Source organism: Hallella seregens ATCC 51272, assembly GCF_000518545.1.
In the GTDB taxonomy this organism is placed as follows: domain Bacteria; phylum Bacteroidota; class Bacteroidia; order Bacteroidales; family Bacteroidaceae; genus Prevotella; species Prevotella seregens.
Window position 1 is genome coordinate 74,575 of record NZ_KI912451.1, and the last position, 21,540, is coordinate 96,114.

At 54.0% G+C, this 21,540-nt stretch carries 15 protein-coding genes; 7 read left to right on the plus strand and 8 right to left on the minus strand.

Features of this window, described 5'->3' with window-relative positions; genetic code table 11:
- The first annotated feature begins 51 nt into the window (after positions 1-51).
- The 4 genes from L888_RS0111460 to L888_RS0111475 all read left to right on the plus strand — a co-directional run bounded on the left by L888_RS0111460 (position 52) and on the right by L888_RS0111475 (position 6,009).
- Positions 52-1,209: a hypothetical protein gene (locus L888_RS0111460; RefSeq protein ID WP_005845491.1), complete on the plus strand. Its 1,158-nt coding sequence runs from the start codon at positions 52-54 to the stop codon at positions 1,207-1,209.
- A 138-nt stretch (positions 1,210-1,347) separates the two neighbouring features.
- Positions 1,348-3,234: a DNA topoisomerase IV subunit B gene (locus tag L888_RS0111465; RefSeq protein ID WP_245594883.1), complete on the plus strand. Its 1,887-nt coding sequence runs from the start codon at positions 1,348-1,350 to the stop codon at positions 3,232-3,234.
- 305 nt (positions 3,235-3,539) lie between these two features.
- Positions 3,540-3,926 (plus strand): GxxExxY protein, encoded by a 387-nt coding sequence (locus L888_RS0111470; RefSeq protein WP_027952986.1) that lies wholly within the window; start codon positions 3,540-3,542, stop codon positions 3,924-3,926.
- Positions 3,927-4,428: 502 nt separating this feature from the next.
- Positions 4,429-6,009 (plus strand): S41 family peptidase, encoded by a 1,581-nt coding sequence (locus tag L888_RS0111475; protein ID WP_027952987.1) that lies wholly within the window; start codon positions 4,429-4,431, stop codon positions 6,007-6,009.
- Between the two features lie 26 nt (positions 6,010-6,035).
- Here the strand turns inward: L888_RS0111475 and L888_RS0111480 are convergent, their stop codons facing one another.
- The 4 genes from L888_RS0111480 to L888_RS0111495 form a co-directional block, all read right to left on the minus strand.
- Entirely contained in the window at positions 6,036-7,430 is a 1,395-nt protein-coding gene (locus tag L888_RS0111480) for a PepSY-associated TM helix domain-containing protein (protein ID WP_027952988.1), read from the minus strand.
- Entirely contained in the window at positions 7,427-7,864 is a 438-nt protein-coding gene (gene ybeY, locus L888_RS0111485) for an rRNA maturation RNase YbeY (RefSeq protein WP_005845499.1), read from the minus strand. Before ybeY ends, L888_RS0111480 begins: the two co-directional genes overlap by 4 nt.
- Positions 7,865-7,945: 81 nt before the next feature.
- Positions 7,946-8,419 (minus strand): pantetheine-phosphate adenylyltransferase, encoded by a 474-nt coding sequence (coaD, locus tag L888_RS0111490; protein WP_005845501.1) that lies wholly within the window; start codon positions 8,417-8,419, stop codon positions 7,946-7,948.
- A gap of 1,328 nt (positions 8,420-9,747) precedes the next feature.
- Positions 9,748-10,278 (minus strand): LOG family protein, encoded by a 531-nt coding sequence (locus L888_RS0111495; protein ID WP_005845507.1) that lies wholly within the window; start codon positions 10,276-10,278, stop codon positions 9,748-9,750.
- A 347-nt stretch (positions 10,279-10,625) separates the two neighbouring features.
- Between L888_RS0111495 and L888_RS14215 the strand changes: the two genes are divergently transcribed.
- Positions 10,626-12,047 (plus strand): C10 family peptidase, encoded by a 1,422-nt coding sequence (locus tag L888_RS14215; RefSeq protein WP_075261874.1) that lies wholly within the window; start codon positions 10,626-10,628, stop codon positions 12,045-12,047.
- Between the two features lie 129 nt (positions 12,048-12,176).
- Positions 12,177-13,475, plus strand: a complete 1,299-nt coding sequence (locus L888_RS14220; RefSeq protein ID WP_025067547.1) for a C10 family peptidase — start codon at positions 12,177-12,179, stop codon at positions 13,473-13,475.
- A 96-nt stretch (positions 13,476-13,571) separates the two neighbouring features.
- Here the strand turns inward: L888_RS14220 and mobV are convergent, their stop codons facing one another.
- From mobV to L888_RS0111540, 4 genes are all read right to left on the minus strand, one after another.
- On the minus strand, positions 13,572-14,927 hold the full coding sequence (mobV, locus tag L888_RS0111520; protein WP_027952991.1) for a MobV family relaxase: 1,356 nt from the start codon (positions 14,925-14,927) through the stop codon (positions 13,572-13,574).
- A 647-nt stretch (positions 14,928-15,574) separates the two neighbouring features.
- Complete coding sequence (locus L888_RS0111525; protein WP_084567371.1) at positions 15,575-16,822, minus strand: primase-helicase family protein; 1,248 nt, start codon at positions 16,820-16,822, stop codon at positions 15,575-15,577.
- 468 nt (positions 16,823-17,290) lie between these two features.
- Entirely contained in the window at positions 17,291-17,674 is a 384-nt protein-coding gene (locus L888_RS0111535; protein ID WP_019189219.1) for a hypothetical protein, read from the minus strand.
- Positions 17,675-17,676: 2 nt separating this feature from the next.
- Positions 17,677-18,900 carry a site-specific integrase gene (locus tag L888_RS0111540; protein ID WP_019189218.1) on the minus strand — a complete coding sequence of 408 codons (1,224 nt, stop codon included), beginning with the start codon at positions 18,898-18,900 and terminating at the stop codon, positions 17,677-17,679.
- Between the two features lie 398 nt (positions 18,901-19,298).
- On the opposite strand from L888_RS0111540, the gene L888_RS13735 reads away from it, so the two are divergent.
- Positions 19,299-21,419: a rhamnogalacturonan lyase gene (locus L888_RS13735; RefSeq protein WP_084567372.1), complete on the plus strand. Its 2,121-nt coding sequence runs from the start codon at positions 19,299-19,301 to the stop codon at positions 21,417-21,419.
- The last annotated feature ends 121 nt before the right edge of the window (positions 21,420-21,540 follow it).

The window sequence follows — 21,540 nt, forward strand, 5'->3', positions numbered from 1 at the left end:
TTTTGCGTATTTTTGCACGTTAGACACGTATATTCATCAATTAGCAAAACCATGTCGGTAGAAATCAAGAGGGTCGAAAGTCGAGGAGATTTGAAGACGTTCATAGACTTCCATTATGATTTGTATGCGGGCAATCCTTACGACGTGCCCACGCTTTTCAGTGACGATCTCAACACGTTGAGCCGCGACAAAAACGTGGCGTTCGACTTCTGTGAGGCCGAATATTTCCTGGCCTATAAGGACGGAAAGCTGACCGGCCGCGTGGCCGCCATCATCAATCACCGCGCCAATGAGCGGTGGAATGTACGGGACGTGCGCTTCGGCTGGATAGACTTTGTGGACGACATGGAGGTGAGCCGGGCCCTGCTTCAGGCTGTGGAGGACTATGGGCGGAGCAAGGGAATGACCGCCATTGTGGGGCCCTTGGGCTTCACCGACATGGATCCCGAGGGCATGCTGACCGAGGGATTCGACAAGCTCGGCACCATGGCCACCATCTACAACTACCCATACTATCCCCGTCACCTCGAGCAACTCGGCGGCTGGACCAAGGATAACGACTACGTGGAGTACTTCCTGTCCATGCCCGAGAAAGTTCCCGAGAAGTTCAGCAAGCTGGCCGAGCTCATCGAGCAGCGATACAACCTGCACGTCAAAAAGGTGACCCGCGAGGATGTGAGGAACGGTTACGCCCGTAAGCTCTTCGAGATCATCAACGAGACCTACGCCGATCTCTATGGCTTCGTCTCGCTCACCGACCGACAGATAGACCAGTATGTCAAGATGTACCTGCCCGCACTCGACCTCAATCTGGTGACGGTCATCGTCGATGGCAACAAGAACGACAAGATTGCGGGCGTGGGCATCACCATGCCCTCGCTCTCGCGGGCGTTGCAAAAGTGCCGTCGCGGGCGGCTGTGGCCCTGGGGATGGTGGCACGTGCTGCGCGCCATCAAGTTCCACAAGACCGAGGGTGTGGACCTGCTGCTCGTGGGCTTCCTGCCCGAGTACCGGGCCAAGGGGGCCAACGCCCTGCTTTTTGCCGATCTCATCCCCCGCTACATCGAGTATGGTTTCAAGTGGGGCGAGAGCCAGGTAGAGATGGAAAACAACAGCGGCGTGCAGGGACAGTGGAGCGCACTGGACCATACGCTGCACAAGCGGCGGCGTTGCTACCGCAAGGAATTAACGGACATGCCGGCGCAGTAACGGCCTGCCGGCATCCGGACAATCATACAACGAATCATGCCAGACGACAAGAACTTCAATACAGCGGGGCAGGAAACCAACGCCCCCGCACACCCCTCAGTAGATTACAACGACGACAACATCCGGCATCTGTCGGACATGGAGCACGTGCGCACCCGGCCGGGCATGTACATCGGCCGGCTGGGCGACGGCAATCTGCCCGAAGACGGCATCTATGTGCTGCTCAAGGAGGTGATCGACAACTCCATCGACGAGTTCAAGATGAACGCCGGAGACCGCATCGAGGTGGACATCGACGACAACCTGCAAGTGGCTGTACGCGACTACGGCCGTGGCATTCCGCAGGGCAAACTGGTCGAGGCCGTGTCGGTGCTCAACACCGGAGGCAAGTACGATTCCAAGGCTTTCCACAAGAGCGTGGGCCTCAATGGCGTGGGTGTCAAGGCCGTTAACGCCCTGAGCTCGTGCTTCGAGGTGCGCAGTTGCCGCGACGGAACGGTGCGCTCGCTGGTGTTCGAGCGGGGCAATCTGCAGAGCGACGTCACCACTGAAACGCACGACGAGAACGGCACCTACATCTTCTTCCGCCCCGACGACACGCTCTTCAAGAACTATCAGTTCCACGATGAATTCGTGGAAACCATGCTCCGCAACTACACTTACCTCAATTCCGGCCTCACTATTATGTACAATGGGCGGCGCATCAAGAGCCGCAACGGACTGGAAGACCTGCTCAACGACAACATGACCGTGGAGGGACTGTACCCCATTGTCCATATCAAGGGCGAGGACATAGAGGTGGCTTTCACCCACACCAACCAGTACGGCGAGGAGTATCACAGCTTTGTCAACGGTCAGCATACCACCCAAGGCGGTACCCATCAGAGTGCGTTCAAGGAGCATATAGCCCGTACTATCAAGGAGTTCTACGACAAAAACTACGAATACACCGACATCCGCAACGGCATTGTAGCCGCCATTGCCATCAACGTGGAGGAGCCCGTGTTCGAGAGTCAGACCAAGATCAAGCTCGGTTCCACCCTCATGGCGCCGGGCGGCGAGACGGTGAACAAGTACGTGGGCGACTTTCTCAAGCGCGAGGTGGACAACTATCTGCACATCCACAAGGAGGATTGCGCCGACATTCTGGAGGCTAAAATCAAGGAGAGCGAGCACGAACGCAAGGCCATGGCCGGCGTGACCAAGCTGGCGCGGGAGCGTGCCAAGAAGGCCAACCTGCACAATCGGAAGCTGCGTGACTGCCGCATCCACTTCTCAGATACCAAGGACGACCGCAAGGAGGAGTCGTGTATCTTCATCACTGAGGGCGACTCGGCCAGCGGTAGCATCACCAAAAGCCGCAACGTCAACACGCAGGCGGTGTTCTCGCTGCGCGGCAAACCGCTCAACTCCTTTGGGTTGAGCAAGAAGGTGGTCTATGAGAACGAGGAGTTCAACCTGCTCCAAGCCGCCCTCGACATTGAGGACGGGCTCGACAACCTGCGCTACAACAAGGTGATTGTGGCCACCGATGCCGACGTGGACGGCATGCACATCCGCCTGCTCATCATCACTTTCTTCCTCCAGTTCTACCCCGAACTCATCAAGAAAGGCCACGTCTACGTGCTCCAGACTCCGCTCTTCCGCGTGCGCAACCGCCGCACCAAGATCAAGAGCAAGGCCGTCATCGCCGACGCCGACGGCCGGTTGGCCCCAGGAGAGAAAAAGAATGATTTCATCACGCGATACTGCTACAGCGAAGACGAGCGGCTGCACGCCATCGCCGACCTGGGTCCCGACCCCGAGATCACCCGTTTCAAGGGCCTCGGCGAAATATCACCCGACGAATTTGTCCATTTCATCGGGCCCGACATGCGCCTGGAGCAGGTCACCCTGCACAAGAACGACCAGGTGCAAAAACTCCTCGAATACTACATGGGCAAGAACACCATGGAGCGCCAGAGCTTCATCATCGACAACCTCGTGGTAGAGGAAGACCTCGCCGATGAGGAGATCTCCGCGTAGAGCGCCCGCACTCACGCAGGGAGAACGTTTGGCTCACGCGGGGAGGATGTTTGGCTCACGCAGAGCCGCGGAGAGGCAGAGTTATGGTGAAAATTTTACCCACGCAGAGTTCCGGAGGAGAGGAGGCAAGGTCTGAGACTGGTTGAAATACGGAAAGCCTTGGCCTACGCAGTTTCGCGGAGGAGAGGAGGCAGGGTCGGAGACTGGTTGAATATACGGAAGGCCTTGGCCTACGCAGTTCCGCGGAGAGGAGGAGACGGAGCGAGAGCAAGGAAGAATTCTTGAGAATTTAGAAAAAGGATGCCATGGAGGAGAAGATTTCAAGCGAATATACGCACCGACTGCTGGCATGTGCGTATGCCGTTCACACAGCGTTGGGCCCGGGATTGCTGGAAAGCATCTATGAGAAGGCCTTGGCATACGAGCTGGAACTCAACGGCTTTCATGTCGAGACGCAGGTTCCGGTCAAGGTGATGTATCGAGGACTGGAGCTGGACCATGAGCTGAAACTCGACATGCTGGTCGACCGACAGGTGGTCATTGAGATCAAATCGCTCCTCGAAGTCAAGCCCGTTCACTACAAACAGCTGCTCACCTACCTGCGTTTGCTTGACGTCCGACTCGGTTATCTCATCAATTTCGACGTTCCCTTGCTCAAGGATGGCATACAGCGCGTGGTCAACAATTACTGAAATATGTGGTCGGCAACGGCTCGAAACGTGCATCAACCCGGCAATAATATGCGCCAACCTCAGTTGAAAAGTGCATCAACGGCAGTGAGGACGTGAGCCAACAGTGTCTCAAACGTGCATCAACAACAGTGCGAACGTGAGCCAACAGCAGTGAGCACATAGGTTAACAACGGCAGAAATGTATGTCATCAATTACAGAAACGAATGGTCGGCAACGGTGGATGAACCTCTGCGCTCCTTGCTCACGCTTCATGTGTCTTGCCTTTCGCATTTGTGTTTGCTCGCCCATAGCTCCACTTCGTGTGCTCCTCCTCTCCGCGTTCTCTCGCTTACGGCCCTTCTCCGTTAACTCTGCGGCTCTGCGTGAGCCACACCATGGCTCTGCGTGAGCCACACCATGATTCTGCGTGAGCCACACCATGATTCTGCGTGAGCCACATCATGGCGCTGCGTGAGCCCAAGCAAGGTACACTCATTTTAGAAATCAAAAACACCGATAGATATGAAGAAAAACCTCTTAATAGCCCTCGCCGCATGCCTCCTTCCCGCCGGAGCTCATGCGCAGCTCCAGCTTAACTTCGGCGCAAACTCCCCACTTCGCAAGCTGCAAATCGCTGAAATGGCCATCACCAACCTCTACGTCGATTCCGTGGACGAGCAGCGGCTGGTGGAAGACGGCATCAGGGGCATGCTGGAGAAGATGGACCCGCACTCCTCCTACGCCACGGCCAAGGAGACCCGGGCCATGAACGAGTCTCTCAACGGCTCGTTCGACGGCATCGGCGTGCAGTTCAACATCCAGGCAGATACGCTTCTTGTCATCCAGACCATCGTGAACGGGCCCTCCGAGAAAGCGGGCATCCTGGCCGGAGACCGCATTGTAAGCGTCAACGACACGGCCATTGCCGGGGTGGGAATGTCCAGGGAAGAGACGATGAAGAGGCTGCGCGGACCTCGCGGCACCAAGGCAAAGCTGGGCATTGTGCGGCGTGGCATCACCGGCGTGCAGACGTTTGTCGTGACGCGTGACAGGATTCCCGTGAAGACCATCGACGGCTACTACATGATTCGTCCCGGCATCGGCTACATCCGTATTGGCAGTTTCGGCGCCACCACCTACACGGAGTTCATGGCCTGTGTCAAGGAGTTGCAAGGCAAAGGCATGCGCGATCTGATACTCGACCTCCAGGAAAACGGTGGCGGCTACCTGCAGGCGGCCGTGCAGACGGCCAATGAATTTCTGCGCCAGCACGACCTCATTGTCTACACCGAGGGCCGCAAGGTGCCGCGCCAGGAGTATCGGGCGCAGGGCAACGGCAAGCTGTTGGGCGGCCGCGTCGTGGTGTTGGTCAACGAATTTTCGGCTTCGGCGGCCGAGATTGTCACCGGCGCATTGCAGGACCAGGACCGCGGCACGGTGGTCGGACGGCGCACTTTCGGCAAGGGACTGGTGCAGCGACCCGTGGAATTTCCCGACGGCAGCATGATGCGGCTCACCGTAGCCCACTACTATACGCCCTCGGGCCGGTGCATCCAGAAGCCCTACACGAAAGGAGACAAGAAAGATTACGAGAACGAACTGGAGGCCCGGTACAAGCATGGCGAGCTCCTCACGGCCGACAGCATCCACTTTGCCGACTCGCTGCGCTACCAGACGCTGCGCCGGCACCGCACGGTCTACGGCGGCGGAGGCATCATGCCCGACGTGTTCGTACCCGTGGACACGGCCCAGTACACGCGCTTCCATCGCCAGCTGGCCGCCAAGGGCATCGTGGTGAACGCCAACCTGCGCTACGTGGACGCCCACCGCAGCGAGCTCAAACGGCAGTATCCCACGTTCGAAAGCTTCAACACGGGCTTCGTCGTGCCGCAGAAACTCATGGACGAAATCCTTGCCGAGGGCAAGAAACAGCAGACAGAGCCCAAGGACGAGGCCGAACTGGCCCAGACGCTTGGCTTACTCAGAACCCAGGTCAAGGCGCTCGTGGCCCGCGATTTGTGGGGCATGAGCGAGTATTTCAATATCATGAACGAGGAGAATCACCTTGTGGCCCGGGCCCTGCAATTGCTTGCCCAGCCATAAGGTAGGGGTCGAAGGGAAGCTGCGCCCTACCTGCGCAGCTTCCAACCACTCCACAGGCACCAGAAGATGGCCATGCCTGCGAGGAAGATCAAGAGGATGCCGCTGCTGCCCATCCAGGTATATATGCGGCCCGTATGAATCTCCAGACACACACTTTTGAGCGACATGGGCAGCCGGGCCATCCATTGTGGCATCTCGGCAAAGTCGCTGCCGTGTTCATAATCGGCCACCACAGGCCCCCGGTCGAAGTCCAGGGAGAGGCCCGAGACGGCATTTGTGGCCATGGGCACGATGGCGCCGCCGCGCCGCCACGCGTACAGCCCGTCGAACGAACCCACGAGCCAGCGGCCGTCGGGCTCCTGCACGAGGCCCCCGAGGCCCATCACGCTCACCCGAGGCTGCGCGGGTTCGGCCACCGGCATGGCGCGGAGCGTCTTCATCGAGAAGAAACCCTTCGAGGTATAGAGCAGCCAATCGCCCTTGGCCGCGTCGTAGCGCAGGGCCCGCAGGGCGTCGCGCCAGGGGTTGGGACTGTCCATTGCGCTCATCGGCACAGGAGGCACGCGCCCCGTGACGATGGCGATGAGGCCGGGCGGACGCAGCATCCAGCCCGACACCACGATGAAGAGCGTGAGTGCGATGGTGGTGCGCCCCACGCCGTTGTGCCAGGAAAAGACCTTGTGCATGGCTTTCGGGCGCAGCCGCAGCCGGCGGCCCAGGCGGGGCGAGAGCCAGTAGAGCACGCCCGTGAGCGTGAGGAAGACGAGCGTCAGCCCAATGGCATCGACGACGAGACGGCCCGGGAGTCCGAAGAGCTCGCCGCTGTGGAGCATCCACACGGTGCGGAAGAGCGACACCTTGCCGTCGTCGCCCGCCGCGGCGGGTAGTGTGAGCTCGCGGAAATGCCGGTAGGGCGCTGCCGCGGTGTACACGTGCGAGCGGCTGGTCACCACGAGCAGGCCGCGCGCCACGGTGATGTCAGTGAGGCGTTCGTCGGCTGCTTTGGGCAGGTCCACGGCCGTCCAGCCCTGCCGTCGGTCGTAGACAAAGAGCTGGTATTGGCCGGCGGCGTAGAGCCGATGGTCGGGCGTCTGGGCCAGTCCGCGCATGTTTCGCGCGTCGGCCCCGGGGGGAAGCCCGCGGTTCATGTCGCCGAACGCCGTGGCGCGGCCGTCGGTCTGCCACACGCCGCTGCTGCCATACACCAGCACGCGGCCCTGCCAGCGCAGCGTGCCGCGCAGTAATCCCTGGTTCCACTGCCGGTAGGCGTAGCTGCCGGGCAGCAGCGAGCGGCTCACGTTGACGCCCGAAAAGAGCATGGGATGGTTGAGCACGATGCCCGACAGGCAGAACATCAGGAGAAAAAACGCCACTCCCAGCCCCAGCCAGCGGTGGTGTTTCTGCCATGTGCGCCGCTTCATGGCCTGTCGTTTTCGGTCATGTCGCGCAGCAGTGCCAGTGCCTTGTTCTCGTGGGCTTCCATGATTTCGCGCTCGCCCGGCCCCTTGTCGTTGATGCCGCAAAGGTGCAGGATGCCGTGGATGATGACGCGGTTGAGCTCGTCCGCATAGCTCTTGCCGAAGAGTTCGGCGTTGGTTCGCACCGTGTCTACCGAGATAACGAGGTCGCCGCTAATCACGTTTCCCTCGTCGTAATCAAAGGTAATGATGTCCGTGTAGTAGTCGTGGCCGAGATATTGGTTGTTGATTTCCAGTATCTTCTCGTCGTCGACAAACATGTATCCAATCTCGCCCACGCGCCGTCCGAAGGTTGCTGCCACGGCCTTGATCCATGCCGTGGTCTCCCGGTGCTTGATGTTCGGCAGTTCGGTGCCGTCTGCTTGGTAAGTAATCATTGTTTTGCTTGCGTATTGACAGGGGGCTCATCCTTCGAGGGGCCCCGTTCTTTCTTTCGTTTGTTTCCTGCTTCCGTCCCTTCATCCCTCCTTGCTTGCCCCGGGCTGGGGCAGCATCCACGACGCGTCCTGGTGGAAATGGAGGAGCTCGCGGTAGGCGCTCGACGAGACGGCCGCCAGTGTCGGGTCGGCGAAGAGCAGCAGGGTCTCGATGTTTCCCAGCCTGCGGTTGAGTTCGGCTTGGTCTCGCTCGTACTCGAAGTCTCTCACCGAGCGCACGCCTTTCACGATGGCCTGTGCCCCTACGCGGCGTGCCAGGTTCACGGCCAGTCCGTCATAGGCCACCACTTCCACGCGCTTGTCGTCGGCATAGAGCCGCCGGATGGCGTCGAGGCGTTGCTCGTCGGTGAACAGGTGTTGCTTGCGGGGATTCACGCCCACGCCGATGACGAGTGCGTCGAAGAGTTCGAGGGCTCGCCTTGCCATGTCAGCATGCCCGATGGTAAAGGGGTCGAAGCTGCCCACGAAGAGGGCTTTGCGCAGTGTTGTGTCCAAGATGCAGCGTGCTTGAGGGTTGGTTTGTGCCGCGCCGACCTTTGGTCGGCGCGAGCTGAGACATGTTGTTTATGGGCAAAATTAGCGATTATTTTCCATCCGCCCAAGCTCTTGCGGCAAAATCGCGCGTATTTAGACAGGGCAACGGTCAGTTTTTAGACAGAGCAACGGGTGTTTTTTTAGACATAACAACATAAAAACATAGGCTGCGCGATGGGGATAAAGACATAGTAACAAAATAACATATTGACGGCGAGAAGCGTATGGTGGGATGATGATGAACCCCTATTGCGGCAGGTCTGAAGCCGTGCGGGAGTTGGTGTAGGGGGTGTATTGGTATTCAATTCGGTCGTGTGGGTATCCATTTGGGAGCGTGCGGGGATTCATTCGGCGGTGTGTGGGTATTGGCGTAGGGGCCGGCACAGAGGCCGGCCCGTACGTTTGGAACAAACGTTCATGGGGTTGCGTGGTCGCCGTAAACGGGCCGCGGTTTCACCGTTGCGGCATTGTGACATGGCGATGACGGTGTAATGGCGTGATGAACACGGCGTAATCGCGCGGCGTTTGCGCCGTAATGGCGATGCGTTTGCGCCGTTGTCGCGTTGCGATTTCACGGGAATGATTTGGGCATTGCGCCGCGGATGTCCATCCACCATCGTCGGGACGTGTCCATTTGGTTGCCGGAACGCATCTATTTGGTCGTCGGGACGTGTCCATTCGTCCGCCGAAACACACTTATTTAGCCGTCGTTAGGCATCCATTTGGCGGTTGGGGTGCATCCTTTCGGCCGTCGTAACGTTTGTTCCAAACGTGCGTGCGGGCATAGAGGCGGCCTCTACGCGAATCCCCACACACCCCCGAACAAACACCTGCATGCCCCCGAATAAAGCCCCATACGGCCCCGCATCAATACCTGTACGTCCGAATGAATACGAATACACTCCGCGCAGCAACTCCCGCACGGTTTCAGACCTGCCGCAATAGGGGTTCATCATCATTCCACCATACGCTTCGCGCAGCCAATATGTTATTCTGTTACTATGTCTTTATCCCCATCTCGCAGCCAATATGTTATTTTGTTACTATGTCTTTACTCCCACTACGCAGCCAATATGTTATTCTGTTACTATGTCTTTAACCCCACCGCGCAGCCAATATGTTCTTATGTTGTTCTGTCTTTAACCCCACCGCGCAGCCATATGTTCTTATGTTGTTCTGTCTAAAACCACCGGTTGTTCTGTCTAAAACCACCCGCTATTCTGTCTAAAAGCCGCCCGTTGTTCCGTCCAAAACCCGAGGCCGCGCGCCGAAGCCTGTCTGGTGCTCTGTCAGCCGAGGGCCGCAACGACCTCGTCAAGGCTGTCGGCCACGGTGATGAAGTCTGTCCACCGACCGCGGATGAAGCCGCGACACTGCAGGTCGTCGAGCATGTCGATGGCCCTGTCCCAGAAACCCTTCATGTTGTAGAGCACCACACGCTTGCGGTGGTAGCCGATGGTGTGCGCGGCCGCCACGGTGAACACCTCGTCGAGCGTGCCGATACCGCCGGGCAGGGCGACGAAGACGTCGCTCCGTGCCAGAATCAGTTCCTTGCGGTCGGAGAGGTTGTCGCAGGCGATATTCACGTCCACGCTGTCGCTCACGCGGCCTCCTGCCTCGAGGATGCGCGGCACCACGCCGACGGTCTGTGCGCCCGCCTCGTGGGCGGCCCGCCCGATACACTCCATCAGCCCTTGGTTGCTGCCGCCGAAAACCAGCGTGTGGCCCTGCTCGCCCACCCATCGGCCCAGCTCGGCCGTGAGCTTGAAGAAGTCCGGGTCTATGTTGTCGTTGGCCGAACAAAAGATTCCTATTTTCATGACATAATGATTTAGAAACTTCAAAATTAGCCAAAAACGCCCGCGTTGCCAAACTTTTTGTGTAACTTTGGATAGAAAAGCGACAACCCTTTGTAGAAGGGTGTTCCGCACAATAGGCTGGTGTTCGGGTAACGATTTGGAAACCGTTCTGTTTGCTATGCTTTGCCTTGTCTTGCTTAGAGGTTTGCTCTTTGCTACAAAAGTACATAAAAACTCTAATTCCCCAAAATTCCCATCATCATTTGTTGGTGTTTTAACGCAATATAAGAAAAAAGGGTGATAAAAATTTGGAAGCAACATGAATATTGCTTATATTTGTAAGCGAATACAAACTAAAACAATTTATTATGAAGAATTATCTAAAATTTTTACCGGTAGTACTCTTTATTCTGAGTGGGTGTAGTGACAAAATGGATGAAGTAGATACCGTTATAGATAACGGTCATAAATCTTATATCTCTTTGTCTGAACAAGAGTACAATAGTATTGCCTATCCTGATAAGAAAGACTTATCGGATGAGGAGGTTGAAAGCATTGCGAAATCATACATCGGAAGTATTAAGGGATCTAATACAAGGTCTGCCTTAAATTCTTTATCAAATGTGCAAAAAGAAAAAATTAGTTTATCCTTGACTACAAAACAGCACGAAAAAGGTGAAGAAATATACTTTACAAAATTAAAATGGGTTGACCATCAAGCCAAGAAGCCTATTAGTATGATTGTAAGTTCAGATTGCCGTTTCCCTTATGTTATTGCCTTTTCTGAGGAAGGAGATTTCTTTTCACCAAACGAAACAGCAGATTTGATGATAAAAAATGCAATGAACATAGCCTTGCAAGAGATTGCCGTAATTAAGCAATGCGAAGATTCTCTTCGTGAAAAAACAAAAGCTTATGTCAATATGCAAATTAGGAAGAAGGGGATGAAACATGTAGAATACCTTGTAAACAATACTCCTGTAACACGTAGTTCTGCCACAGACAATCCCTCTGGGCAATTATATAAAATAGTTGAGCCTATGCTAAAAACAAAATGGAATCAGACAAGTCCTTATAATCTTTATGTGCCTAAATGTCCCCCAGAATATGATTTTGGCTATGGTTATGACGGACGCCATCCTGCAGGGTGTACAATTATTGCTTGGGCACAAGTCTTGGCGTATTTACAACCGAATATCAATGACATTACAACTCCTGAAGGACAGAAATTTTATTGGGGTAATTTAGGAAGTTATTCTCCGAATTTTTGGGGATACCATGAGCTTACTGAGGAAGATAAAAGGTTAGCCTCTTTAATAAAGAATCTTGCAGATGGAAGCGGCACAAAATTTACAAGTGAAGGAGGTTCTGTTTCTGTAGATGCAGTTGCAAATTATGTAAAAAAATGGAATGTCCATATTGATGGAAAAAACTCTTGTACTTTCCAAAACATGGCAAACTCTTTAAATTCAAGAAGACCAGTTATATGTAGAGGAACTGCAAGAGCCATCAGAGGAACAAGAGCAACAAGAGCATTTACCAATGGTTCACATGCTTGGGTTGTTGATGGTTATCAAATTCGCGTTCGTCCCTCTAATGTGGCTCCTTCACCAAAACAACCTCGCAGGATCTTAAAGAGGTACAATGTTTATTGCCATGCTAATATGGGATGGGGAGGAAGTTTTGATGGTTGGTATTTATATCGTTATGACGGAAGTATTGACTTCGATTGTGGAGGAGATTTGTACGATATAAATTTGGCATGTTATCCAAATGCTCGTTTAAACTAACATCTTTTGGCAATCTCGCTATTCAAACGAGATTGCCTTTTCTTTAAATGCTTATAGAATATGCGTTTAAAATTGAACAATACAATATATATAGTTTGCGCTATATTTTTGTTTTTTCTTAGCTCATGTATGCAAAATGAGATAGAGTTAAAAGAAAAAGATGAGGAAAAAATAGTAACTTCCTATGAGAGAAATATCAATGATGCAGAAACAGAACTCAATGAAATTCTTTTAGGCAAAACAACTCGTGTAAACTCTATTGCTCCAAAAAATCCCATCCTGAAAAATAAATTTACCCTCAAAGTAGATGGCACTTCTATAGATACAAGAGTTGGAGGAATGACAAGGTCAGATGTTGATAATTCAACAAATATACATATTTTCAATTTTCAAGGTGGTGGATATGCTATAATGAGCGGAGATACAAGGGTTACTCCAATGTTAGTGCTTACAGATAAAGGAGAAATCCCTCAAGATGGTGTCATAGACAATCCTAATCTTGTACCATTTTTGGCAAATATGGAAGTCCAAATCATTAAGGAGATTGATGAGTTTAACGAAAATAACAGAATCAATGAAAACGATGAAATTTCTGTTGTATATGGAAAATGGGAAAAAACTTTTTCCGAAATGAAAGAAGGATATTGTCCTGTTGAGTGGGGGCAGGGAAGTCCTTACAATCAATTTTGCCCATTAACGGATGGAAAATTATCCAGCACAGGCTGCGTACCAACGGCTGTTGCACAATTATTATCCGTTTATAAATTTCCCAAACGATACAACGGTTATGATTTTGATTGGGAGATTATGAATCGTTATGTAAAGACTTGGAATCCATATCCTCCTGCAATCCCTTATATAGCAAGGATTATGCAACAATTAGGTTTACGACAAAATTTAGATGTTACTTATGCCAAATACCCAGAAAATGAAACTGATGAAAATAAAGGGAGTTCCGCTTCTACTGATAACATCCCGAGAACTCTTAAGAATTTAGGGTTTTCATCTGGAGGAATAAAAAAAGATTACAATGAAACAGACATTGTCAATGAATTAAGGAAAGGATACTATGTATTAGTAAGTGGTTATGCAAAGGAAACGAAACACAAAAAGAAATTTTTAGGCATTACTATAAAGACTTGGTATTCATACTCAGGTGGGCATTGTTGGTTGGTTCACGGATTATTAGAAATGAGCCGTTCTGTCTTCCGCATAAAAAATGGGCAAACCATAGGTTCTTATATACAACGAAAGTATTATTTGTTGTGTAATATGGGATGGAATGGCTGGGATAGTGGTTATTATTATAGCGGTGCTTTTAATACAGATAAAGGTCCTGAGACAGATTTTGAAAAAACAAGAAGCAATAGTAAGGAAGATGGTAATTTTCGATATAAACTATCTGCTATCACAGAAATACGGAAATAAATAATGAATACGAGAGGGCTTTTTTGCTTTGAAGCCCCCTCGTTGTATTTACCCAATGTTCCCACAAGATATGGCTTTGGTAAAATATTTTTTCTTTTATAATCGAATTTTTCTGTTCATTTTGCAAAACATAGATTTCTGTTCGAATTTTTTCTCCCATTTTTCCTTGAACCACGTGGCAATCGGCACTTTGTCCACGAGCAGGTCAAGTACGGTCTTCCCATCCCTTTCCTCCCTGCCCACCTGCAAGCGTGCCTTCTCAACGGCGAACGAACGCCTGTACTCATCAGAATGCAGTTTCCCCGTAACAACGAGTACTTTGCCTTGCAGGAGTTCGTCCGTGTGTCTCTCTGACAATCCGACCGAACGGCAAAGCCTTTCAATACGGAAAAACTCGGCAAGCATGGGAAACCATTCCTTTGCCTTGTCGATGATGCGCCTGAGATTGCCGATTTCACGCTGATGCTGCTCCGATGCCCGCAACCGCTCGGCGACGTGGCTTTCCTTCATTTTCTGCATATCCGTGCGCATCTGTCCGATGCTCTCTTTCAGTTCCGCCACCTCACCATGCAACTGCCTGTTCTCGCTTTCAAGCCTGCTCACTTTATTACCGCCCAACAGGGAGTTGATGCCGTTGAGTGCTGCTGTGGCGGTCTTGGTAGCTGAGTTTTTCAGTTCCACCGTTTTTTTCTCCGCCTTGATGCGTGCGAGTTCCATTTTGGCTTGCTCTGCCTCCTCGATGATGCACCGTGCTTCCGCCTCCCTTGCCAGCAGGTTGGCGATGTTCTCCTGTATGTCCTCGCCCTGCGTGATGAGATTGCGGTAATACTCATGCGTGGAGAGGTGCTTGGCTGTCGAGCCCCTGACACCCCTTTTCAGCCCGTACTTCGCCATGTGTTCGGCGTAGGTGTCCTGATACCTGATGAGGTTGGCACGGCTCATCACCTCGTCTGCGCAGAGGCGTGGGGCTGTCGCTTTCGTCCTGTACCTGCGCTTTGCCTTCTCTTCCTTTTTCTGCTTCCTGCGCTCACCCTGCACTATCGGCACTACGGTGGCATGGATGTGCGGTGTTTCCTCGTCCATGTGCAGGACTGCCGACACGAGGTTGTCCGCCCCGTAGGTCTCTCTCAGCCACGCCACGCTGTCATCGCACCACTCTCCGAGCCTCCTTTCGTTTTCCATTCGTTCCATATCCTCGTGCGTTCCGCTCAGCACGATGCGGATTGCCTGTACTTGGTTCTTCCCTATCTTGCGTTTCAGCCCTGCCGTGTCAAGGCGGTGGCGTATGGCAGCCGTGCGGTTGCACACACCGTCGGGAAACCTGATTAACTCACGGTTGAGGTGCGTTCTCGTAGGGTCTATGTTCTTCGGCACGATGGTGCGCTCGATGTGAGCCGACATTCCGCTGTCGGCTCCCTTTGCCTTTTCCAAATGCAATACGCAATATCCCATATCCTTTTGTCTTTTTTAGATGTTGTCATTATCTTGTTTTCGTTGCCTTGATGTCCTTAGATACGGTCGGTGGACAATCGTTGAAAGGAGGAAAGACTTCCTTTCGGCTTGCTCGTTTCTTTATGCCGACAGGCTCGGCAGGGGGGTCCAGAGGGGTGCAACCCCGTTGGCTTATTGGGAGATTTTCAGCGGACACGGAGTGAAGCGTGAGGAAAATCCCCTAATAAGCTACGGTATTTTCTCTTTTGAAAATATCCGTACCGTGCTTACCACGTGGGCATTTGCCCCAGCCACTTCTTTCCCTTGTATTCTGAAGTCCCCACGGCTTCTCCATCGGTGCTGCCGATTGGACTTGTTTCTCCGAAGGCATACTTGGACTGCACCCGAATGTCTGAACCCCCTGCATACTTGGAAATACAGAATGCACGGCTTGCCGTGACTACCTTTTCTACTGCTTATATCAGCGTGTTCTGCCTGTTCCGTTTCCGCCTGTAATGCCACTGCCGTTTCCCACCGAAGTCGGAGTGATGAAAATTCTGATGAATTGATGAATCTTGTTTCAATAATCTGGAAATCAGTACAATATGCTTTCATTATGTCCTCATCAAGCCGCTTGTCAAAGCTGAGTTTCATCATTTCCACTCCCCCTATCCCTGCATTTCCTCCAACTGCTTCCTGCCGATGGTGTAGAAACGCCCCGTGCGCCTTACCTCCGTGTATGGGCGCATGTTGTCATAGCTCGGTTGGCAGGTCGTATAGGTGAGCGTGTTTTCGGCAGGAGTGAGTTTCCATATATCCTGCACAATACGCCTTACCTGCGTCCTGTCCGTCCTGCAGCCTGCGCAGTTCAGCAGAAGGAGCATGTCGTTGATGCAGAAAGAGAAAGCGGACGCTTTCATGCAGTCCATGACTTCAAGGCAGGTTTCCGCCATCTCCACCTCTGTCCTGTTACGGTTGCTCCGTATAATCCTGCTCAGGGCTTGCGTGTGGATGAGTTCGGGACTGAACCACATGCGGCTCTCTTTCTTCGTGGAGAGCGTGCGGTGCTGGAGGAAAAAGAGGAAGGCGGGTATTTCCTCCTTTATTCTTTTCAGAAAGTCAGTGTCGTCCTTTTCTATCCTCCCCACCTTCCTCACCCAATAGCGTGTCTCCCCTGCGTCGATGATGACGGGCAGACGCTCGTTGTTGGAGCATAGAACGAACTTGGCGAAGAACGAAATCTCGTCTCTGTCCTTGCCCTTCGCCTCCACCTTGTAGGAAAGGGTGGTGCTGAGGTTCTTGAGCCGCTCGCTGTCCTCCCTGCGGTCGAGAAGCACCTCGTCCACGAGGATGAGCAGTTTCCCTGCCCAGTCCGAGTTGAACTGACTTCGGAAGTCCTCGTTGGTGTTGAAGGTTACATTGCCCCCGAAGAGGGCTTTGAGGAAGTTGAGGAACGTGCTCTTGCCCGTGTTGCGCTCCTCTGATACGAGCAGCAGGATGGGCAGTTTCTCTATGGGCTGCAGGTAGAGTAGTTGCAGGTAGTCCATGCCAAGTTCGTACTGCTCCCCGAAGATGTGCCTTGTCAATGCCTCGATATGGGGAAACACACCTTGCTTCGGATGATGCCCCGTCGGCTCGTAGAGGTTGAGGAAACTGCCTACTACGGGCTGATAGTTCACATGGTCGGGGACGGTGCAGAAACCGTCATACTTCGGGACGGTCGCCAGATAGTCCCTGCCGTAGTCCTGACGGAGCGTCTCGTTGTTCCACACGATGCGCTTCCTTACAAAACCGCCTCCGACAAGAGGCATGTCTGCAAGTTTGTAGAGCGTTGTGCCCACACGGACGAAAGCCCCGTCCTTTTTTCTTTTTTCGGGCATATCTTCCAGCAGCCCGTCATTGTTTTTCTTATCCATTTCTTTCTTGCTTAAATGGTTGATATATAGCATCGTGCAAAGTTACGGACATCGTTCGGAAAACTACTTGTGAAGAATGGCGCGGAACGGTGAAAGAAAAACGGAATGGAATAAAAACAGGGGAAAGCAGGGAGGTGCGGAGCAATAATTGAGGGGAATAGGAGGATAATTTTGCAGGATTTGTCGAGGGTTGCTGAAAAAGGGAAAATGCCTTTTTCTTTCATCGTTCGCAAGCGTCTGATGATATGTTGATGAACTTGCAATCGCTTGATATTCAATCATATTATATCAATATTCATCAATTCATCAAAATAAAAGAAGTTGTGTTCGGTATGTTTTTCTTTTCTCGGCAGTCCTATACGACTCGTCCCTAACTGTTATCCCTGCCCTTCAACCACCCAAAAAGAAAAAGGTTTATTCCCCATCGACACAAGGGGATAAACCTCTATAAACCTCTGTCAAGGCGTTTCAGCAGGGACTGCCTGCCCGTGCAGGAAGGAGCATGACAAACCTTTCGTGCCGTTCGTTCAGCATTGCGATGACATGCTCCCGAAGCCTTTTTGCCCTTTGCGACCTGATACGGAACGCAAGGGCTATGACCATTTCAAGGCTGTACGCATCAAGCCAGCGACCCTCCGCCACCCTTATGTTCCTCTCTGCCGTGCAGGGATGCAGCAGCCCGACCTTGTATATTTCCTTGACCTGCGTGCGGACGGAATGTCCGAACACGCCAAACAGGTTGGCAATCTCATACTCGCCCATCCATATCTCGCCGTTGGGTATAGTGACGTTCCCGTGTTCGTCCATCGTGATTATCTGACGAGCATTGTTGTTTGTATCTTTCCCTTTCATTGTTATCCTATCTTGATATTGCCGAATGATACGTTGAGCTTACTGCCGAGCATGGAGAGGTCGGTGTCGAGTTTCTCGGTGGTTATCTTCGCATAGAGTTGCGTGGTTACGATGTTCGTGTGTCCGAGTACACGGCTCACGCTCTCGATGGGCATGCCCTTGCTGAGTGCCAATGTCGCAAAGCCGTGCCTTGCGCAGTGGAAGGAGATGTCCTTTGTGATACCGCACTCGCAGATGACTTTCTTGAGCCTCTTGCAGACCGTCCAGTAGTTGATGTCCCCGAATATGGAGTTGTCTTTCTGAAACGGTCTGTATCGTTCGATGATTTGCAGGGGGACATCAAGCAACTTCACTTGGAACGGAACATGCGTCTTGTGTCTTCTCGCAAGTATCCACTTCTCGCCGTTCACCTCCACTATATCGTCGGTGGTGAGTTCCTTCAGGTCCACGAACGAAAGGGCGGTGAAGGAGGCGAAGACGAACAAATCACGCACGAAGGCGGAGTGACTGTCGGCGAACTCGTGCAACATCAGTGCCTTCAGCTCGTCCTCCGTAAGGAACTCACGCTCCTTCGTGTTCGGACTGACATGGAACTGCGCGAACGGGTTTCTGGGTATCTTGCCGTTGAAGTGCGCACGCATCACCACGCCCTTGAGCCACATGCAGTTCAGCCAGATAGTGGCGTTCCTGTTTCCTTTCACCGTGCTGAGGTACACGGCGAAGTCCCTGATGAAGTCGGGGGTGAGTTCCAGCATCGACATATCGCTGCGGTTGTACTTGTAGCGGATAAACCTCGCCGTGTTTTCCCTTGCCCTGAGCATCACCTTGTATGTCCCCATGCTCCTGTCCTTGCCCACACGCTTGAGCAGGGAGGCGCAGTCCCTGTCAAAGGATTTGAGCAGGGTGTCGTACTCGCTGCCAAGCCCCTGATAGGCGTTGCGCACCATCTCTGCCGTGACGAATGCCTCACGATCGGAAAGCCTTTGGTAGTGCTTGATGATTTGCGCCTTGATGTTGTCAAGCGAGAGATTGGTTGCGATGGCTTCCTTGCTCCTACCTTTCGCCCTGTTGCCTCTCACATCCCACAACTCCCTCGGGATGGTGCGCTTGCAGCTGAACTGTGCCACCGTGCCGTTGATTGTTACACGCCCCATGATGGGGACGATACCGTTTTTCTCCTTGCTGCCGTTCACATAGAACAGCACCTTGAATGTGCTTCTTGCCATTGCCTCTTCTTTTTGGTTGCAAAATTAAACATGAAAGAGCCTAACCCTGCTATGCAAAATATGGAGCAACAAAGCAACAGCAACGGATGCACGGAAAATCGCTGTTTTTCTCCTTTTTGGTGGAGGTGGTTACCCTGCTTTCGGGTAACGATTTGAAAACCTTTCTATTTCAATAATCCGCATATTACTGCCTCGTGGCAGGTGGCGGATTTTCTGCAGTTTGCGCCGTATGTCCTTAATAATCAAGCCCAATTGCGTTAAACTGCCGACTTTATGCAAATATTACAGCAATTTTAAGTAACTTTGTCACTGTCTGACGACCGTCGCCGGGCTGTTCCCGCATGGCATCGGGCCCGAAACATCTACTGAAACCATCATTATTCAAACGAAACATGACCATGAAGAAATCTTCCTTGTACGTGCTTGCCGGCATGCTGGGCAGCGTGTCCGCACCGGCTCTGGCCCAGACAACGCCCACCAGTCAGATGGAGCGGCTGGACCGCGGCGTGGTGGCCCTGCCGGGCAACGGCGGCGGCGAGTTTGTGAGCTGGCGCCTGCTGGGCACCGACGACGAGGCCGCGACCGCCTTTCAGGTGCTGCGCGACGGCGTCAACGTGTCGGGCACCATCACCCGCTCCACCTGTTTTGTCGACGCCAAGGGCCGTGCGGGCAGCCGCTACCGGGTGGTGACGCTGCGCCACGGCGAGGCCGTGGACACCACGGAGGCCGTCACCCCCTGGGCCAATCCCTACCTGGCCCTGAAGCTCGACCGGCCGGCCGGCGGCCCGGGCTACGGCTACTCGCCCAACGACTGCAGCGTGGGCGACGTGGACGGAGACGGGCGTTACGAGTTCATCGTGAAGTGGGACCCCTCCAATTCCAAGGACAACTCGCAGAAAGGAAAGACGGGACGCGTGTATCTGGACGCCTACCGGCTGGACGGCACCCGTCTCTGGCGCATCGACCTGGGCCCGAATATCCGGGCCGGAGCCCACTACACGCAGTTCCTGGTCTACGATTTCGACGGCGACGGCAAGGCCGAACTCATCTGCAAGACGGCACCGGGATCGGTCGATGGAGGTGGCAGCTTTGTATCAGCTGCTTCCACCGATGCCCGCATCACCGCCACCGACAATGCCAAGGACTATCGCAACGGCAACGGCTATGTGCTCTCCGGGCCCGAATTTCTCACCGTGTTCAGCGGCGAGACGGGCCGTGCCCTGCACACCATCTTCTACCGCCCCAACCGCGGCTTCGGCCATTCGGGCAGCGCCGCCTACGCCAGCGCATGGGGCGACAGCTATGGCAACCGGGGCGACCGCTTCCTGGCCGCCGTGGCCTGGCTGGGCGGACCGGCAGCGAGGCCTTCGGCCGTGATGGGCCGCGGCTACTACACACAGGCCTATCTCTGGGCCGTGGACTTCGACGGCCACGAGCTCTCCACGCGGTGGCTGCACGGGTCGGTCGACGACAACACGGTGAACTTGTGGGACGCCGACGGCAAGCTCACGACGAAGCGACACACCACCAACACCAGCGGCAAGGGGTCGCACCACACGCTCTACGCCAACGGCAACCATAATCTGAGCATCGGCGACGTGGACGGCGACGGCAAAGACGAGATACTCTACGGACAGGCCGCCGTCGACGATGACGGCCAACTGCTCTACAGCGTGGGCTACGGCCACGGCGACGCCATGCACTTGTCCGACCTTGATCCCGATCGCCCCGGGCTGGAATTGTTCGATGTGCACGAGGAAAACATCGAGCCCTATGGCTGGGATGTGCACGATGCCGCCACGGGCGAGGTGCTGCACACGGCCGAGGGCGTCTCGGATAACGGGCGTGGACTCTCTGCCGACATCGACGCAAACAACCGCGGCTTCGAGTTCTGGTCGTCCAACGACCGCAAGGTGCGCAGTGTTCAGACGGGCAGCGTGGTGGACAGCCACTCCACATCGGTGAACTTCCGCATCTATTGGGACGGCGACTTGCAGGACGAACTGCTCGACGGCGGCAAGATAGACAAGTGGAACGGCCACGGCACGACGCGCCTCTACATCAATGGCAAGAACCCCTACGACTACAATCACTCCAGCTCTTGCAATGGCACCAAGGCCACGCCCAACCTGATGGCCGACCTCTTCGGCGACTGGCGCGAGGAGCTGATTCTGTGGAATGCGGCCGACAGCTGCACGCTCAACATCTTCTCGACCAACCTGCCCACCGCTTATCGCGTGCCCACGCTGATGCACGACCATGTGTATCGCATGGGGGTGGCCTGGCAGAACACGGCCTACAACCAGCCGCCCCACCTGGGCTATTACCTGCCCGACCGCTTTGCCGTCAAGCCGGACGACCCTACCGGCGTGCGCACGCTGCGCAGCCCGACGGGCGATGAAGAAGAGATGGTTTATAATCTGGCCGGCATCCGCCAGCCGGGGCCCCTTTCCGCCCTGCCCAAGGGCATCTACATCGTGCGAAAAGGAGCCGTCGCTACAAAGGTCGCCAAGGATTAGGAGTCCGCGCGAGCAGGGGCTCACGCAGAGGCGCGGAGACATGGAGAATGAGCGTAGATAGGTCTCACGCAGAGGCGCGGAGACAAAGAGGCTGCGCGTGGAAATTGAAAAAGCCTCTTTT

Coding starts and splice junctions, on each gene's coding strand:
- mobV (WP_027952991.1), bottom strand. CDS start 14,927: ATGGGATATTGCGTATTGCATTTGGAAAAGGCAAAGGGAGCCGACAGC.
- L888_RS0111460 (WP_005845491.1), top strand. CDS start 52: ATGTCGGTAGAAATCAAGAGGGTCGAAAGTCGAGGAGATTTGAAGACG.
- L888_RS14220 (WP_025067547.1), top strand. CDS start 12,177: ATGCAAAATGAGATAGAGTTAAAAGAAAAAGATGAGGAAAAAATAGTA.
- ybeY (WP_005845499.1), bottom strand. CDS start 7,864: ATGATTACTTACCAAGCAGACGGCACCGAACTGCCGAACATCAAGCAC.
- L888_RS0111470 (WP_027952986.1), top strand. CDS start 3,540: ATGGAGGAGAAGATTTCAAGCGAATATACGCACCGACTGCTGGCATGT.
- L888_RS0111480 (WP_027952988.1), bottom strand. CDS start 7,430: ATGAAGCGGCGCACATGGCAGAAACACCACCGCTGGCTGGGGCTGGGA.
- L888_RS0111495 (WP_005845507.1), bottom strand. CDS start 10,278: ATGAAAATAGGAATCTTTTGTTCGGCCAACGACAACATAGACCCGGAC.
- L888_RS13735 (WP_084567372.1), top strand. CDS start 19,299: ATGAAGAAATCTTCCTTGTACGTGCTTGCCGGCATGCTGGGCAGCGTG.
- L888_RS0111475 (WP_027952987.1), top strand. CDS start 4,429: ATGAAGAAAAACCTCTTAATAGCCCTCGCCGCATGCCTCCTTCCCGCC.
- L888_RS0111540 (WP_019189218.1), bottom strand. CDS start 18,900: ATGGCAAGAAGCACATTCAAGGTGCTGTTCTATGTGAACGGCAGCAAG.
- L888_RS0111465 (WP_245594883.1), top strand. CDS start 1,348: ATGGAGCACGTGCGCACCCGGCCGGGCATGTACATCGGCCGGCTGGGC.
- L888_RS0111535 (WP_019189219.1), bottom strand. CDS start 17,674: ATGAAAGGGAAAGATACAAACAACAATGCTCGTCAGATAATCACGATG.
- L888_RS0111525 (WP_084567371.1), bottom strand. CDS start 16,822: ATGGATAAGAAAAACAATGACGGGCTGCTGGAAGATATGCCCGAAAAA.
- L888_RS14215 (WP_075261874.1), top strand. CDS start 10,626: ATGAAGAATTATCTAAAATTTTTACCGGTAGTACTCTTTATTCTGAGT.